General features: G+C 52.1%; 17 protein-coding genes and 1 pseudogene. 9 read left to right on the forward strand and 9 right to left on the reverse strand.

Annotation, left to right across the window (positions count from 1 at the left end):
• Window positions 1-38 precede the first annotated feature (38 nt).
• The 7 genes and pseudogenes from HPC37_RS03400 (at window position 39) to HPC37_RS03430 (ending at window position 3,867) form a co-directional block, all read left to right on the forward strand.
• Entirely contained in the window at window positions 39-476 is a 438-nt protein-coding gene (locus tag HPC37_RS03400) for a hypothetical protein (protein WP_235961355.1), read from the forward strand.
• 255 nt (window positions 477-731) lie between these two features.
• Window positions 732-1,209: pseudogene (gene infC, locus HPC37_RS03405) on the forward strand (translation initiation factor IF-3).
• An 86-nt stretch (window positions 1,210-1,295) separates the two neighbouring features.
• Window positions 1,296-1,493: a 50S ribosomal protein L35 gene (gene rpmI, locus HPC37_RS03410; RefSeq protein WP_208118049.1), complete on the forward strand. Its 198-nt coding sequence runs from the start codon at window positions 1,296-1,298 to the stop codon at window positions 1,491-1,493.
• Window positions 1,494-1,528: 35 nt separating this feature from the next.
• Entirely contained in the window at window positions 1,529-1,882 is a 354-nt protein-coding gene (gene rplT, locus HPC37_RS03415; RefSeq protein ID WP_208121821.1) for a 50S ribosomal protein L20, read from the forward strand.
• A gap of 210 nt (window positions 1,883-2,092) precedes the next feature.
• The gene (locus HPC37_RS03420; protein WP_208121850.1) at window positions 2,093-2,620 is read left to right on the forward strand and encodes a LemA family protein; all 528 of its coding nucleotides are present in this window, start codon (window positions 2,093-2,095) and stop codon (window positions 2,618-2,620) included.
• A gap of 12 nt (window positions 2,621-2,632) precedes the next feature.
• Window positions 2,633-3,088 carry a TPM domain-containing protein gene (locus HPC37_RS03425; protein WP_208121822.1) on the forward strand — a complete coding sequence of 152 codons (456 nt, stop codon included), beginning with the start codon at window positions 2,633-2,635 and terminating at the stop codon, window positions 3,086-3,088.
• A complete protein-coding gene (locus HPC37_RS03430; protein WP_208121823.1) occupies window positions 3,085-3,867 on the forward strand; it encodes a TPM domain-containing protein in 783 nt (260 codons plus the stop codon). The genes HPC37_RS03425 and HPC37_RS03430 overlap by 4 nt, the downstream gene beginning before the upstream one ends.
• Window positions 3,868-3,904: 37 nt before the next feature.
• On the opposite strand, the gene artM is transcribed toward HPC37_RS03430, so the two are convergent.
• The 9 genes from artM to erpA all read right to left on the reverse strand — a co-directional run bounded on the left by artM (window position 3,905) and on the right by erpA (window position 13,158).
• A complete protein-coding gene (gene artM / locus HPC37_RS03435) occupies window positions 3,905-4,591 on the reverse strand; it encodes an arginine ABC transporter permease ArtM (protein WP_208121824.1) in 687 nt (228 codons plus the stop codon).
• Window positions 4,588-5,259, reverse strand: coding sequence for an arginine ABC transporter permease ArtQ (gene artQ, locus HPC37_RS03440; RefSeq protein WP_208121825.1), 672 nt, complete (start codon window positions 5,257-5,259; stop codon window positions 4,588-4,590). The genes artM and artQ overlap by 4 nt, the downstream gene beginning before the upstream one ends.
• A gap of 12 nt (window positions 5,260-5,271) precedes the next feature.
• Window positions 5,272-5,994 carry an arginine ABC transporter substrate-binding protein gene (locus HPC37_RS03445; RefSeq protein WP_208121826.1) on the reverse strand — a complete coding sequence of 241 codons (723 nt, stop codon included), beginning with the start codon at window positions 5,992-5,994 and terminating at the stop codon, window positions 5,272-5,274.
• Window positions 5,995-6,020: 26 nt separating this feature from the next.
• Window positions 6,021-6,752 (reverse strand): arginine ABC transporter ATP-binding protein ArtP, encoded by a 732-nt coding sequence (gene artP, locus HPC37_RS03450; protein WP_208121827.1) that lies wholly within the window; start codon window positions 6,750-6,752, stop codon window positions 6,021-6,023.
• A gap of 172 nt (window positions 6,753-6,924) precedes the next feature.
• The gene (gene lpcA / locus HPC37_RS03455) at window positions 6,925-7,506 is read right to left on the reverse strand and encodes a D-sedoheptulose 7-phosphate isomerase (RefSeq protein ID WP_208121828.1); all 582 of its coding nucleotides are present in this window, start codon (window positions 7,504-7,506) and stop codon (window positions 6,925-6,927) included.
• Between the two features lie 40 nt (window positions 7,507-7,546).
• Window positions 7,547-10,966: a transcription-repair coupling factor gene (mfd, locus tag HPC37_RS03460; protein WP_208121829.1), complete on the reverse strand. Its 3,420-nt coding sequence runs from the start codon at window positions 10,964-10,966 to the stop codon at window positions 7,547-7,549.
• Window positions 10,967-11,078: 112 nt separating this feature from the next.
• Window positions 11,079-12,443, reverse strand: a complete 1,365-nt coding sequence (locus HPC37_RS03465) for an L-serine ammonia-lyase (protein WP_208121830.1) — start codon at window positions 12,441-12,443, stop codon at window positions 11,079-11,081.
• Window positions 12,443-12,814, reverse strand: coding sequence for a YacL family protein (locus tag HPC37_RS03470; protein ID WP_208121831.1), 372 nt, complete (start codon window positions 12,812-12,814; stop codon window positions 12,443-12,445). The genes HPC37_RS03465 and HPC37_RS03470 overlap by 1 nt, the downstream gene beginning before the upstream one ends.
• A gap of 5 nt (window positions 12,815-12,819) precedes the next feature.
• On the reverse strand, window positions 12,820-13,158 hold the full coding sequence (gene erpA / locus HPC37_RS03475; RefSeq protein ID WP_208121832.1) for an iron-sulfur cluster insertion protein ErpA: 339 nt from the start codon (window positions 13,156-13,158) through the stop codon (window positions 12,820-12,822).
• Window positions 13,159-13,293: 135 nt separating this feature from the next.
• Between erpA and map the strand changes: the two genes are divergently transcribed.
• Complete coding sequence (gene map / locus HPC37_RS03480) at window positions 13,294-14,097, forward strand: type I methionyl aminopeptidase (protein WP_208121833.1); 804 nt, start codon at window positions 13,294-13,296, stop codon at window positions 14,095-14,097.
• Window position 14,098: 1 nt separating this feature from the next.
• The gene (glnD, locus tag HPC37_RS03485; protein ID WP_208121834.1) at window positions 14,099-16,663 is read left to right on the forward strand and encodes a bifunctional uridylyltransferase/uridylyl-removing protein GlnD; all 2,565 of its coding nucleotides are present in this window, start codon (window positions 14,099-14,101) and stop codon (window positions 16,661-16,663) included.
• Window positions 16,664-16,682 lie beyond the last annotated feature (19 nt).

Consider the following 16,682-nt stretch of genomic DNA (forward strand, 5'->3'; position numbering starts at 1 on the left):
GGATTATTGCCGAAATCACCACCCCTATCCGTGCCAAAATGATAGAGAAAGATGCCATTAAAATTTATGTCAAACCCGATGAATGGCGTAGGTTGAGAGGAATCACCACCGTTGCAACCCCTTCGACTCCACCGTTAGAATGGAAGTTTTTACGGGAAGTTGAGCACAGTGATATTCAATTTCCTAAAATGCTTGAGTTTGAAGGGCGAATTTATGATGCCAGTTTTATTGATGAAAAAACACGTATTATTTTATATGATCATTATAATAGAAAGGATAGAAAAAGCTTTGGGGGTTGTGTTTTTGATGCAACTTATTATCTGTACTATGATCCGATAATTCATAAAATTATAGCTTCAGTTCAAGATGTTTATGGGCTTTATCCTGCATATCTTGCTGGTGGTTATAAAAGCGTTGGAGATACAGATAATGATGCAAAATTAGACGACTATTTACAGCAATATTATAATTTCTAATAAGGAACTCTTTTATGAGTACTGGGAATAAAATATTGTTAGCATCTGCCTTGTATTCTAATAGCCCACGAAAGCAAAGTGCGGTCAGCGCTTGCAAATCATTTTAAGAGTGCGTATAATCCGTGCGTTATGCTTTTTCGAAAGCTTGAGGGCTGCCAAGTGCGGCGAAATTTTAACCAGTAAAGGAATGAGATTATTAAGACTGTGAAAAGAGTTCAAGCAAATCGCCCGAATCGTATTAATGAAGAAATCAAAGTGAAAGAAGTTCGTTTGATTGACGCCGAAGGCGAGCAAGTTGGGATTGTCGATATTCAAGAAGCGTTGGAAAAAGCGGAAGCAGCCGCGCTTGATTTAGTGGAAATCAGCCCGAATGCGGAGCCACCAGTGTGCCGCATTATGAACTACGGTAAATTCCTCTACGAAAAAGTAAAATTGCCAAAGAGCAAAAGAAAAGCAAAAAGTTGTTCAGGTTAAGGAAATCAAATTCCGACCTGGTACAGACGAGGGTGACTATCAGGTAAAACTACGCAGCCTGACACGTTTCCTCGAAGATGGGGATAAAACCAAAATCACTATCCGCTTTCGCGGACGTGAAATGGCCCATCAACAAATCGGGGTCGATCTGCTTGAGCGTGTGAAAAACGATCTCGCAGACATCGCCGTGGTGGAGTCCGCTCCATCCAAACTGGAAGGCCGTCAAATGGTGATGGTGCTTGCCCCTAAGAAAAAGTAATGAGGCTTGCAAGTTAAGAGTGCAACCGCACTTTTACGCCTGATTATTTTGTTTGATTAACAATACAATGCGGAGTTATCCAAATTATGCCAAAAATTAAAACAGTACGCGGTGCTGCGAAGCGTTTCAAAAAAACAGCTTCTGGCGGTTTTAAGCGTAAACAATCTCACTTGCGTCATATTTTGACCAAGAAGTCAACTAAACGTAAACGTCATTTGCGCCATAAATCCATGGTTGCCAAATCCGATCAAGTATTAGTCGTTGCTTGTTTGCCGTACGTCTAGTTCATCTTAGTTAAAAATATTCAAGGAGATTCCCTATGGCCCGTGTAAAACGTGGTGTTGTTGCCAGAGCTCGTCATAAGAAAGTTCTTAAGGCTGCTAAAGGTTATTATGGTGCGCGTTCTCGCGTGTATCGCGTTGCTTTCCAAGCGGTTATCAAAGCAGGTCAATATGCCTACCGTGACCGTCGTCAACGCAAACGTCAATTCCGTCAATTGTGGATCGCGCGTATCAACGCAGCGGCTCGTCAAAACGGATTGTCTTACAGCCGTTTCATCAATGGTTTGAAAAAAGCCTCTGTTGAAATCGACCGTAAAATTTTGGCAGACATTGCTGTATTCGACAAAGTGGCATTCACAGCCTTAGTTGAAAAAGCAAAATCTGCACTGTAACTTGCTTGCAAGTGATAAAAGGAACGTTCGCGTTCCTTTTTTATGCCTCAAACCGCACTTTGCACCGTGGTGTTGTGATTGCAATTTTGTGCAAAGTTGCGCACAATAGAGTTTTGATTGAACCGCACGTTGCGTGCTTTTATTTTAAGGAAATATCATGAAAAATGGTTGGTTATTATTGTCATCGCGGTGATCGCAGGCTTCACGTTGATGTCGAGCTACAACGGCTTGGTGCGCGCGGAAGAGCAAATTAACTCGGTGTGGGCGAATGTGGAAACCCAATATCAACGCCGCGCTGAATTGATTCCAAATTTGGTCAACACTGTAAAAGGCCAAGCGAATTTTGAACGCGAAACCCTCACCGCCGTGGTAGATGCTCGCTCAAAAGCGTCACAAACCAAAATTGACCCAGCGAACATGACCCAAGAACAGTTGAACCAATTCCAACAAAATCAAGGCGAGGTCAGCTCTGCGTTGTCACGTTTGTTGGTCACCGTTGAGCGTTACCCAGAATTGCGCGCCAACGATGGATTTTTAAACCTGCAAGCCCAGCTTGAAGGCACGGAAAACCGCATCAACAAAGCGCGCAACGACTTCAACGCCGCAGCGAAAGAGTACAACCAAAAAGTGCGCCAATTCCCAACTAAACTGGTGGCGATGCTGTTTGGCTTTAAAGACAAACCGTATTTCAAAGCACAAGCGGGCTCTGAAAACGCACCTGTCGTGAACTTCAACTAAAAGTGCGGTTTTATGCCTTTATTTGCAAAATCAGCCATTGACACCGCCGCAGTGGAAGCGGCGATTAGCGCTTTAGAAAAGCGCTCGTCGGCCGAGCTGCGGGTGTTTATCGAAAAAAACGCCAAGTTGGGTGATGCGTTATCCCACACCACGCCCGTTGTGGCACGTGCTGAGCAGGTGTTTGCCGAGCTTGGCATGGCGCAAACGGCCTTACACAATGGTGTGTTGATTTATGTGGCGCTCAATCAGCGCCAATGCGCCGTGATTGGCGACAGTGGCATTGATTGCTGCGTGGAGGCGGCATTTTGGCAGCAGTGTTGTGATGTGATTTCACAACACGCCAGTGTGGACGCCCTCACTCACGGCATCATCAATGCCATTGAGCTGATTGGTGAGCGCTTGGCAGAACACTTCCCGTATCAAGATGACGACGTTGATGAGCTGCCAAATGAGGTGATTATCCGATGAAATACCTACACCGCACTTTGCTGCTGCTCTTGGCCTTAGTAGCCTGCGTTGCCCATGCGGCGAGCGAATTCCCGCCTGTGCCGTCGCCGTTTCGCTATGTTAATGATTACACTCACACATTGACAGCGGCGCAAACCCAAACGCTGGAGAGCTATTTGCAGGATTACAGCCGCAAAACCAGCTCGCAAATCACGGTGGTGATGCTCCCCAGTGTCGGCGACAACGACATCTCTGAATATGCCTTTGCCTTGGGTGACCACTGGGGTGTGGGGCGAAAAAATTTAGACAACGGCGTGTTGATGCTGATTGCGAAAAATGATCGCAAAATGTTCATCGCTACCGGCCGTGGGCTTGAAGGCGCACTGCCCGATGCGTTGCTCTCGCAGCTGATTCGCCATGAAATCACGCCGCAATTTAAGCAAGGCAACTATTTCCAAGGCATTGCCAACGGCGTGCAGGCGATCATCAAAGCCAGCGTGGGGGAATACGCCCCGCAAGCACCAGCAGATGAGGATAACACCGTAGGCTGGCTGATTGGCTTGGCGGTGCAGCTGTTTATCTTGTTTGTCTTTATCCAAATCCTGCGTGGGCACCGCAGTGTGTATGTCAGCCCAAGCAATGTGGAAGGTGCGCTGAGACGCTCGCGTTCTCGTCACGACCGTGGCGGGTTTGGCGGTGGCTTTGGTGGCGGTTTCGGCGGAGGCGGCTTTGGTGGTGGCAGCGGCGGCGGATTCGGCGGTGGCGGATTCGGTGGCGGTGGCGCCGGCGGCAGTTGGTAAAATAAAAAGTGCGGTTTGACCGCACTTTTATTTTTTGTTAGTTGGCTTTGCTTGTTTCAAGCCGCTCAAAGCGCAATACGTAATTTTCCAAATAACGCAGCAGCACGGTGGCAATGGCGGTGATGACGAGATAAATCACCCCAGCCAAGCCGTAGATCAGCAAGGCGTCGTATTGCGTGCCGTAAAGCTGGCGGGCGTAACCCATGATGTCCATAATGGTGATGGTCGAGGCCAGCGACGTGCCTTTAAACACCAAGATGATCTCATTGGTGTACGACGGCAAAGCGCGTTTTAAGGCGAACGGCACCAAAATGTGCAGGGTTTGCCAGCGGCTTAAACCCAGTGCGGCGGTGCCTTCCCATTGGCTTTTCGGGATGGCTTTCACCGCGCCATAGAACAATTGGGCAGAGTAGGCCGCCGAGTTGAGCGCCAAGGCCAGCATCGCGCAAAACCACGCATCAGAGAGCAAATGCCAAAATGGACTTTCGATAATCCATTGAAATTGGCCAGGGCCTGCATAAATTAAAAAGATTTGCACCAACAGTGGCGTGCCGGTGAACACGGTGATGTAGCCATTAACCAGCATTTTCAGCCAGCGCAAATTGGAGGCTAAAATAAAGGTGAAGACAATGGCGAGCACAAAGGCCACGGCAAGCGAGACGAGTGTAAGCAGCAAGCTCGTTGGGATGCCTTGTGCGATAGTGGCAAAATAATCGCTAATCATGCGCCCTCCCGCTCAAAGCGTGTGAACCGTTGCTCAAGGTGACGAATGCCGATTTTGCTCACAATGGTGATCACCAAATACAAAATCGCCGCCAGCCCATACCACGTAAACGGCTGGTGGGTGTTGGCGTTATTCAATTCTGCTTGGCGCATAATGTCACTCACCCCAATCAAAGAGACAAGTGCGGTGTCTTTGAGCAGCACCAACCACTGATTGCTCAAGCCCGGCAGCGCATGGCGCCACACTTGCGGCATAATCACATGAATGAACGCCTGCGCGCGTGTCAGCCCCAAGGCAGCGGCGGACTCCCATTGCCCCAAGGCGATGGCCTGAATGGCACCACGCAGGGATTGAGAAGCATAGGCGGCAAAAATAATCGCCAGCGCAATCACCCCGCAACCAAAGGCGCCAAACTCGACATAGTCGCCCGTTATCATAAACAGCACTTGGGTGGAGCCATAGTAAATAAGAAACACCACCAAGATTTCAGGCAAGCCGCGAAATAGCGTGAGCAAAACCGAGGTGGAAACTCGTAACCATTTGAATTTCGCCGTTTCCAGCACCACAAAGAGGATGGACAGCACCATCCCCAGCAGCAGTGCGCACAACGCCAGCCCGATGGTCATCAAGGTGGCGTTGAGCATCAGCGAAAGGAAGTTATTAAACATAACGCCAGCTTATTATTTTCCGCTCATCCATTTGTCGTAGATTTTTTGGTATTCGCCATTGGCTTTAATGGCGGCCAAGCCTTTGTTGAGCTGCTCTAAAAGTGCGGTATTGCTCTTATTCACCGCAATGCCCATGCCGGTGCCGAAGAATTTCGGATCAGTCACTTTTTCACCCGCGAAGGCAAGGTTGTCGTCGGATTTCATCCAGTCAGCCAGCACCGCAGTGTCACCGAAGATCAAGTCAATACGGCCGTTTTTCAAATCCAGCACCGCACTTTGCAAGGTGGCGTATGCATTGGCTTTGTATTGTTTGTCGTTTTCAGCCACATATTGTTGGAAAGTGGTGCCGTTTTGCACGCCAACGGTTTTCGCGCTCTCACGGGTTGCTTTGCCTTTCACGCCGATGAAGCTGGCAGAGCTGTCGTAGTACGGGTCAGAGAAGCTCACTTGTTTGGCGCGATCGTCGGTGATGTCGATGGCAGAAATCGCCGCGTCAAAACGTTTGAATTTCAAGCCAGGGATAAGGCTGTCAAACGCTTGGTTTTGGAAGGTGCAGTTGGCTTTGATTTCAGCACAAATGGCGTTGGCGATATCAATATCAAACCCGACGATTTTGCCGTTGGAATCGGTGTTTTCAAACGGAGGGTAGGTCGGCTCGGTGGCAAAGGTGATATCCAATGCGCTGGCGCTCATCGCGGTGGTGGCGAAAAGTGCGGTCAGTAATACTTTTTTCATGTTATCTCCTTAAGTGAATGTTGTGTTTAGTGTGATAAATATTGGGCAAAGGCCTCGGTTTGTGGGTTTTCAAAGCAGCTTGAATCGCCCATTTCGACAATGTGGCCGTGCTCCATGTAGATGACTTTGGTCGCCACTTTGCGTGCCACCGCCACCTCGTGGGTGACGATCACCTGCGTGATGCCCATACCTTGCAGCTCTTGAATAATCGCCACCACTTGCGCGGTGATTGCAGGGTCCAGCGCGGCGGTCGGCTCATCAAACAGCAGCACTTGCGGCTTCATCATCAAAGCGCGTGCAATGGCCACCCGCTGTTGCTGGCCGCCGGATAAATGCAAAGGGTAGCGATCGGCGTGCTCTTCCACCCGCAGGCGTTTGAGCAGGCGCTGGGCGCGTTCAATGGCATCGGTCTTGCTCATGCCGAGCACTTTCATCGGCGCTTCAATCAAATTTTGCAGCACCGTGTAGTGCGGCCACAGGTTGTATTGTTGAAACACCATGCCCACGTCGGTGCGCAATTTGCGGATTTTTTTCGGGTCGGTTTTCGCAAGACTTAAATCAAACTCATTGCCCGCGATGGTCAGTCGGCCAGATTGGGGCGTTTCAAGCAAATTCAAGGTGCGGATCAACGTACTTTTGCCCGCACCACTGGAGCCGAGCAATACCACGATGTCGCTGCTGTTGGCTTCAAAATTGATATCAAAGAGGGCTTGTTTTTTGCCGTAGAAAAAATTGAGATTTTCAATGCGAATGCTCATCTCGAGTGCCTTTGCTGATAAATGATGCTAAATGGTAATCACAAATCGGCTTTTATGCAAATAATTTTTCATAAAAAAGGCAAAAAATGGCATAAAAATTCAATTTATTGCATTTTTTGTGCATAGATAGGCGTTAAGGGGAAACGGGGCAGCGCCCCGTGGTGGTGAAAAGTTAGGCTTTTTCCATTTCCGCTTCAATCAACATAATCAAAATATGGATGACTTTGATATGCACTTCTTGAATGCGATCGGCATAGCCAAAGTGCGGTACGCGAATCTCCACATCGGCCAGCCCCGCCATCTGCCCACCGTCTTTGCCCGTGAGGGCGATCACGTTCATGCCTTTGGCGCGCGCAGCAGCAATGGCATTGAGGATGTTTTTCGAATTGCCCGAGGTGGAAATGCCCAGCAGCACATCGCCTGTGTGCCCCACCGCCTCAACATAGCGCGAGAAGACAAAATCATAGCCAAAATCGTTGCTCACGCAGCTCAAATGGCTTGGGTCTGAAATGGCAATGCCCGGGTAGCCTGGGCGATTTTCGCGGTAGCGGCCGGTGAGCTCTTCAGCAAAGTGCATTGCATCACAATGCGAGCCACCATTGCCACACGAGAGCACCTTGCCGCCTTGCTTGAAACTCGCCGTAAGCAGCTTTGCCGCCTGCTCAATGTGTGCAATGTTGTCATCGTCACTTAAAAACGCATCCAACACGCCTGCTGCCTCACTCAACTGTGCCTTGATTTGATCAAAATACATATCTGCTCCTTTGAATTGGTCGTGAGGATACAATACCTGATTACGCCAATTTCGCCAACAGTTGTGTGACAAAATCTAACCGCTCAACTGCGCCCTCAAGTGCGGTGGAAAAGCGGAATTTGGCCGGCCCGTCAAAGCGGAAAACGCCAGGGTTTTCACGGATTAGAGCCAAAAACGGCTGCGGGTCAAGCTCCACGTTGGGTTTAAACTCAATATGCCCGCCTTGCGCGTAGGCTTCAATTTTTTGAATGCCGAGCGGCTTGGCCTGCTGGCGCAGCTGGGCAATTTGCATCAAGTTTTTCGCTGCTTGTGGCAGCGCGCCGAAGCGGTCAATCAATTCCACTTTCAGCTCATCGAGCCCTTGGCTGTCGCTGGCGCTGGCAATGCGTTTGTAAAACGACAGGCGCATATTCACATCCCCCAAATAATCCTCTGGCAGCAAGGCTGGGATGCGCAGGTCAATGTCCACTTGCTGTGCGGTGAGCTCATCTAGGCTCGCCTCACGGCCGTTTTTGAGCGCGTCGACCGCACTTTCCAGCAGCTCCATATAAAGCGAAAAGCCAATCGACTCAATCTGCCCACTTTGCTCCGCGCCAAGCAGCTCGCCGGCGCCGCGGATCTCTAAATCGTGGGTGGCGAGCACAAAGCCGGCGCCAAGGTTGTCAAGGCTTTCGAGCGCTTCAAGGCGTTTGCGCGCGTCAGGCGTCATGCGTTTAGGGTGCGGTGTGAGCAAATAGGCGTAGGCTTGATGGTGCGAGCGCCCCACGCGGCCACGTAATTGATGCAGTTGCGCCAGGCCAAATTTGTCCGCCCGCTCAATGATGATGGTGTTCGCACTCGGCACGTCAATGCCCGTTTCAATAATGGTGGAGCAGACCAACACGTTATAACGCTGGTGATAAAAATCACTCGTCACGCGCTCAAGCTCGCGCTCGCGCATTTGCCCATGGCCAATGGTGATGCGCGCCTCTGGAATTAGCTCGGCGAGCGTTTCGGCGCAATTTTCAATGGTGGAGACATCATTATGCAAGTAATACACCTGCCCGCCGCGCAAAATTTCCCGCAGCACCGCCTCGCGAATGGTGAGGGGGTCACTTTGGCGCACAAAGGTTTTGATCGTCAGCCGTCGCGCCGGAGGCGTGGAGATGATGGAGAGATCGCGCATGCCGCTCATCGCCATGTTGAGCGTGCGTGGGATTGGCGTGGCAGTGAGGGTGAGAATGTCCACATTAGCGCGCAGCTGTTTGATCTTCTCTTTTTGGCGTACACCAAAGCGGTGCTCTTCGTCCACCACCAGCAGGCCAAGGCGCTTGAATTTCACATCCGATTGCAGCAACTTGTGGGTGCCGATCAAAATATCCACCTTGCCTTCGGCCAAATCGGCTAAAATTGCCTTTTGCTCTTTCGCGGTTTTGAAGCGCGAGAGCACCTCCACGTTCACCGGCAAATTGGCAAAGCGGTCTTTAAAGTTGTCATAATGCTGTTGCGCCAGCAGTGTGGTGGGCACCAGCACGGCCACTTGGCGGTTGTTGTTGACCGCCAAAAACGCAGCGCGCATCGCCACTTCTGTTTTGCCAAAGCCAACATCGCCACACACCAAGCGGTCCATCGCTTTGGGCTGGCACATGTCACTGATCACGGCGTTGATCGCCATCGCTTGATCGGCGGTTTCTTCAAACGGGAAGCTGTCGCAAAACTGCTTAAATTCCTCACGGTTGTACTCAAAGGCAAAGCCCGTTTGTGTTTCGCGCTTGGCGTAAACGTCCAACAGCTCGGCGGCCACGTCGCGGATTTTCTCCGCCGCGCGGTTGCGTGCTTTGGCCCAAGCATCACTGCCGAGCTTGTGCAGTGGCGCGGTGTCTTCATTGCCGCCGACATAACGGCTGAGCAAATGCAGTGAGGAAACAGGCACATACAATTTGGCCTCATTGGCGTATTCCAGCACCAAATATTCTGCCGCTATGCCGCCGGCCTCCAGGGTGGTCAAGCCGCCGTAGCGCCCCACACCGTGCTCCAAATGCACCACGGGTTGGCCGAGTTTGAGCTCCGCGAGGTGGCGAATGAGGGTGTCGGGGTTGATGCTTTTGCGCGCATCGCGCTTGCGTTGCTGCACCCGCTCACCGAGCAAGTCTGTTTCCGTGACGATCGCTACGGTTTGATTCGCAAAACCGTGCTCAAGCTGGCTGATAAGCACGTTGACCGCACTTTGGCATTCGCCCAAGCTGGCGGCAAAGTGCGGTTTGAGTTTCAGCGGCTTGAGCAAATCAAGCAGGGTTTCGCGCCGGCCTTCAGATTCGACAGAAAAAACAATTCGCCCTGCAAAGCCCTCTTGGAATTGACGCAGCGCTTGCAGCGGCTCTTTGCTTTGGTTTGCCAACGCCAGGTTTGGCAGCGGCTCAACGGCCAGATTAGTTTGGCGCACCGAATTGCGCAATTTTTCCGGCGTGAAGGTGATTTGCGGGTAATCTTTCAGCGCGCGATTCACCGCCTCAGGTCGCAGCCAGAGCTCATCGGGCGGCAGCAGCGGGCGCATCGGGTCAACTTTACGGCTGTCAAAACGTGTTTGCGTGTCGGCAAAAAAGCGCTCAGCTTTATCCCCATTATTGGCATAATTGATAAACAGCGCGCCTTCGGGCAGGTAGTCAAACAAGGTTGCCATCTGCTCAAAAAAGAGCGGTTGCCAATATTCAATCCCCGCGGCCAGCGTGCCTTTAGAAATTTGCTGATAAATATGCTCGCTGTCGCGGCGGATTTCAAAGCGTTCACGAAATTGGGTGCGGAAAAACTCAATCGCTTTGTCGTCGGTTGGGAACTCGTGCGCCGGCAGCAAATTGATTTGCGCGATGGTGTCTAAGCTGCGCTGGCTGTCAACATCAAAGGTGCGGATGGTGTCGATTTCATTATCAAAAAAGTCTAACCGAAACGGCACATCGCTGCCCATCGGGAAGAGGTCAAGCAGTGCGCCACGAATGGCAAATTCACCGTGCTCAAGCACTTGTTCTACCGCGCGGTAGCCCGCACTTTCAAGCTGGCGGCGAAATTGCTCAATCTTGAGCGTATCGCCTGATTTGACCAGCAAAACGTTATTTTGCAAAAAGTGCGGTGGGCACAGGCGCTGCATCAAGGTGTTGACTGGCAAAATAAACACGCCGTGGCGTGATTGCTGCAGGAAAAACAGCGCGCTTAAGCGAGCCGAGATAATATCTTGGTGCGGCGAAAAGCTGTCATAAGGCAACGTTTCCCAATCCGGGAAAAAGCACACCGGCAGCGTGCTCAACGAGCGCAGTTTTTTCTCGAGATTGAGCGCGGCGCGGGTGTCAGGTGTCACCACCACGCACAAGCGCGCCGATTGCTCAGCAATTTGGGCAATGGCAAGCACATCGGCATCACCAATGTGGTTGCCTAAGCGTTTATGATCCCCTGCAAGCGCGGGCAGGGGCAAGTTGAATAAAGGCTGCATATTTTTTAGGTTAAAATAAAAAGCCTAGTTTACTCAAGCTTGCCCTCAAAAGCAAAGTGCGGTTGAGCCGTGCTATGAGTTATTCGCCTGCGCAGAACAAGCCCTGTGATCATTAATCACAAGGCACGATTTTGATGGCCAAGCCACCGGTAGCCGTTTCGCGGTATTTGGCGTTCATGTCTTTGCCTGTTTCAAACATGGTTTCAATCACTTTATCAAGGGTGACTGACGGGCGGGTGGTGCGCCGCAGCGCCATGCGGCTGGCGTTGATGGCTTTCACCGCGGCGATGGCGTTGCGCTCAATGCACGGCACTTGCACCTGGCCGTTGACGGGGTCGCAGGTCAGCCCAAGGTTGTGCTCCATCGCGATTTCAGCGGCAATGCACACCTGCTCAGGGCTGCCGCCGAGAATTTCGGTCAAGCCGGCCGCTGCCATTGAGCAGGCCACGCCCACCTCACCTTGGCAGCCCACCTCGGCGCCTGAAATGGAAGCATTCATTTTATACAGCGAGCCAATCACGCCGCAGCTAAGGAGATAGCGCTCAATGATGTCGTCGTTAAGCGGTGAGATAAACTGTTGATAATAGGCCAACACCGCCGGCACAATGCCGCAGGCGCCGTTAGTTGGTGCAGTCACCACCCGCCCGCCAGCGGCGTTTTCTTCATTCACGGCCAGCGCGAACATATTGACCCAATCGATGATCTTCATCGGGTCGTTTGACAGCGTATTGTTGGATTCCAGCAAGCGGCGCAACGCGGTGGCGCGACGGGGCAGCTTGAGCTTGCCAGGCAAAATGCCCTCGGTGTGCATGCCGCGTTGAATGCACGCCCACATCGTCGCCCAAATGTGATGCAAATAGGCCTTCACCTCCGCCATTGGGCGCAGGGCACATTCGTTTTTCAGCATAAAGGTGGAAATGGCAATGCCGTGGCTGTCGCAAGCGGCGAGCACATCTGCAGCACTGGCATAGGGCAGCGGCAACGGCTGCGGGGCAGTTTCGACTTGGTTAAAATGCGCTTCATCAACAATAAAGCCACCGCCGATGGAGTAATATGTTTGTGAATAGCAAAGCTCGCCGCCGGCAAAGGCGCGAAAGCGCATACCGTTTTCATGCAGCGGTAAAAAAGTGCGGTGAAACACCAAATCCCGCGCGCGAATGAAGACGATGGATTTGCTGGAAGTGAGTGCTAGCTGCTGGTCGCGCTCAACGCGCTCAAGAAAGTGCGGTATCGCCTCAATCTCCACATCATCGGGGCTGAAGCCAGCCAGCCCAAGCAAAAGTGCGGTGTCGGTGCTGTGGCCAAGGCCGGTGAGCGAAAGCGAGCCGTAAATGCCCACTTCAATGCGCTCAACGCCATCAAGCAGGCCTTGTTGCGCAAGCTCTTGCACAAAGGCGCGTGCGGCTTTCATCGGCCCCACGGTGTGTGAGCTCGACGGCCCAATGCCCACTTTGAAAAGGTCAAATACTGAAATCATTAACGCCCCGCCAAAAACGCCTGCAGATGCTCTAAAAATGCCACAAAATCATCACTGCCGCAACTGGCGACAAGCTCGGCGTCATATTCATGCAAGGCGTCGTCAAACATTTCATCATAAGGCGCACCTAGGCTGTGGGCCAGCACGCACACATCACAGCCATCAAAGATGAGGTCAAACTCATGACCAGGCACGGTTTCAACCGCACTTTGGTGGTGAGCGATGGCGCGTTCAATGCGCGCTTTCAGTGCGCTGATGGCCTCAGCTGTGTGGGGCAGCTCGTCATTGGCCCAGCGGGCAATCGCCTCGTGGCCCATGGAGCATTTCACCACCAAGGTGTGCGTGGCATCAAACGAAAATTGGTAATCCATCCGCCTTAAATGCTAAAAGACGAGCCGCAGCCGCAGGTGGTGGTGGCATTCGGGTTGTCGACGATAAAGCGCGAGCCTTCAAGTCCTTCGGTGTAGTCCACGGTGCCACCGATCAAATATTGCAAACTCATCGGGTCAATCACCAGCGCCACGCCGTTTTTCTCGATGGTTAAATCACCGTCGTTGACTTTTTCATCAAAGGTGAAACCGTATTGAAAGCCGCTGCAGCCGCCGCCGGTGATATACACCCGCAGTTTCAAATTCGGGTTTTCTTCATCGGCAATCAGTGCCTTGACCTTATTGGCCGCCGCGTCCGTGAATGTTAAAGGAATTGCATCGTTCATAGTTATTGCGCCATAAAATTGAGAATTGGCGGATTATATCACACTTTCCCCGCGTGTGTTCAAGCGGATTTATCGCTTACAATCACAATGATTTGCGTTATAATTCCAACACTCATATTTAACAAAGGATTTCTCATGGCTATTCCTATTCGTACAGAGCAAGAGCTGGCGAAAATTCGCACCGCGTGCGCGCTGGCTCAAGATGTGCTGGTGATGATTGAGCCCTATGTCAAAGCGGGCGTCACCACCGGCGAGCTGGACAAAATTTGTCACGATTACATCACCCAAACCCAGCAGGCGATCCCGGCGTGTTTGAACTACCACGGCTTCCCGAAATCGGTGTGTATTTCCATCAATGAAGTGGTCTGCCACGGCATTCCAAGTGATGAACGTGTGTTGAAAAACGGCGATATCGTCAACATTGACGTGACCGTGATTAAAGACGGCTTTTTCGGCGATAACTCCAAAATGTATTTTGTCGGCGAGCCAACCATCAAAGGCAAGCGGCTGTGTGAAGTGACACAAGAGTCACTCTACAAAGCACTGCACACCGTGCGCGCTGGCATTCGGCTAAACCAAATTGGCAAGGTGATCCAGCAATACGTGGAAAGCAAAGGCTATTCGGTGGTGCGGGAATACTGCGGCCACGGCGTGGGCAGCGAGTTCCACTGTGACCCGCAAGTGCTGCATTATTATGCTGATGACGGTGGCGTGATTTTAAAACCGGGCATGGTGTTCACCATTGAGCCGATGGTCAACGCTGGGCGCAAAGAGATTCGCTTGATGGGCGACGGCTGGACGGTGAAAACCAAAGACCGCAGCCCGTCGGCGCAATACGAGCACCAAATTGTGATCACCGAAGATGGCTGCGAAATCATGACCATCCGCGATGAAGAAATCGCCGCAGGGCGCATCGCACGCATAATGCATAACAGCTGATATGCTCACGCCTGCCGACGTCAAAGCCGAGCTCGCCGCGCTGAAAACGCGCGAAATGGCGCAATTGAGCACAACGCCGGTGGGTGAATTGCTACACGCGCGCAGCCGCTATTTTGATGCCTTATTAACCACACTTTGGCGCCAATATGGCCTTGACGACCGCACTTTATGTTTGCTCGCCGTCGGCGGCTACGGCCGCCAAGAGATGTTCCCGCACTCTGATCTTGACGTGCTGCTGCTTAGCCAAACCGCACTTTCACCTAAGCTCACCGAGCGCTGGCAGCAGTTGATTCAATTTTTGTGGGATTGCGGCTTGAATGTCGGGCAGGCGGTGCGCACTTTGGCGCAATGCGAGCACGATGGCCAAGCGGATTTGAGCATTGCTACCACCTTTTTGGAAGCGCGCCTTTTATGCGGCAATGAAACACTGTCGACAGCGCTAACCGCACTTTCGCAGCGTGAGGATTTTTGGCCACTGGCGGCTTATTACCACGGCCGGATGGCCGAGCGCGAGCAGCGTTATGCACGCTTTCACAACACCAGTTACAACCTTGAGCCTGATGTCAAATACAGCCCAGGCGGCTTGCGGGATCTGCATCTGCTCAGCTGGCTGACGCTTCGCCACAACGGGGATCAAAGCCTTGAGCAGATGCGCCAATCGGGCTTTATCTACCCAGAAGAATTTGACCTTTTGCACCGTGCGCAGCAGTTTTTATTCAAAGTGCGGTTTGCGCTGCATTTGCTCCTCAAACGTGCTGACAATCGCTTGCTGTTTGCCCACCAAGTGCGCTTAAGTGCGCTTTTAGGCTTTGAGCAAAGCGAGGCCAACCGCGCCGTTGAGGCAATGATGCGCCAGTATTTCCGCCACACGCACAATGTGATGGCGCTCAGCCAAATGCTGCTGCAAGACTATGCCGAGCAATTTCTCCACACCACCCACGGCGTGCCACGGCGCGCACTTGATGAGGATTTTTGGCTGCAAGGCAACGCCATACAAATCGGTGACAACGTCACATTTGGTGAGCACCCTGAGCGGATTATCCGCCTTTTTATCCACCTGACTGCCGCACCTGAGCGCTATATTCACGCCGCCACCTTGCGCCAATTGCGCCGCGCGCTTGCACAACGCCAGCAGGATTTGATTGAAGACGCTGACGTGCGCCGCGCGTTTGTCACCTTACTCAAGGCGCCTTACGCCATTGCCCGCGCGCTGGTGCCGATGCGCCAATGTGGCGTGCTGAACGCTTATTTCAGCGCGTGGGATAATATTGACGGGCTGATGCAATTTGACCTGTTCCACGCCTACACGGTGGACGAACACACGCTACGCGTGCTGCTGAATATTGAAAACTTCCAGCGCGCGCAAGCCCGTGAGGCTCACCCGCTGTGTGCGGCGATTTTCCCGCAGTTGCCAAGTCGCGCGCTGCTTTATATCACCGCACTTTTTCATGACATCGCCAAAGGCCGCGGCGGCGATCACGCCGAGCTTGGCGCGATTGATGTGTATGAGTTCGCTAAGCTGCATTTTTTCAGTGAAAGCGAGGCGGAAACCATGGCGTGGCTGGTGCAAAACCATCTAGTAATGTCAATCACCGCCCAGCGGCGGGATATTTACGACCCTGAGATTATCAACACCTTCGCGCAAAAAGTGAAAAGCCAAGTGCGGTTGGATTATCTGTTGTGCCTCACGGTGGCGGATATCAGCGCGACCAATAATCAACTTTGGAATAGCTGGAAGCGCTCGCTGCTGCAAACGCTCTATCAATTCACCACCAAGCAGCTGGAGCTTGGTCACGATGCGCCATTGGATGTGTCTGAGCAAATTCTCACCCATCGCCTGCAAGCCCTTGACGCGCTCAGTGATGAGATTCGCACACAACGTTTGAGCATGGCGCAAGTGCAGGCATTTTGGGCGCGCTGCCCGCAGGAGTATTTTTTGCGCAACAATGGCGCCCAGTTGGCGTGGCATCTGCGTTTAATCACGCCCAACACCGAGCTGGTGTGCAAGGCCAGCAACCGCTTTAGCAGTGGTGGCTCGGAGCTGTTTGTCTATTGCCCAGACAAGCCTTACGTCTTCAACAAAATTGCCCGCGCGCTGGAGGCGAAAAAGGTGTCGATTCACGATGCGCAAATCATCACCAGCCATGATGGCTACTGCCTCGATAGCTTTATTTTCACCGAGCATAACGGCGAGCTGGCCAAATTCGACCGCCGGCGGGAGATTGAAAGTGCGGTGCACGCTGCGCTGATCGGAGAATATCAGCCCGCCACGCCGCGGCAAAACACGCGGCTAGATCACTTTGCCATCACCACCCAAGTGCGGTTTTTAAACCGTGACAAGCGCGATCAAACCGAGCTTGAAATTTTCACCCTCGACAAACCTGGCCTGTTGGCACAAATCAGCGCGATTTTTAGCGAGCAGAATTTAAGCCTGATTAACGCCAAAATCATGACCATCGGCGAAAAGGCGGAAGACTTTTTTATCCTGCAAAATGCCCACGGCGAAGCCCTCACACCCGAGCAGTGCGAAAAGCTTGAAACCGCACTTTACCACGCGCTGGATTAGTGTGACGTTGTCACAAAGA

Origin of the sequence: Spirabiliibacterium mucosae, from assembly GCF_014884965.1 — a bacterium.
GTDB lineage: Bacteria > Pseudomonadota > Gammaproteobacteria > Enterobacterales > Pasteurellaceae > Spirabiliibacterium > Spirabiliibacterium mucosae.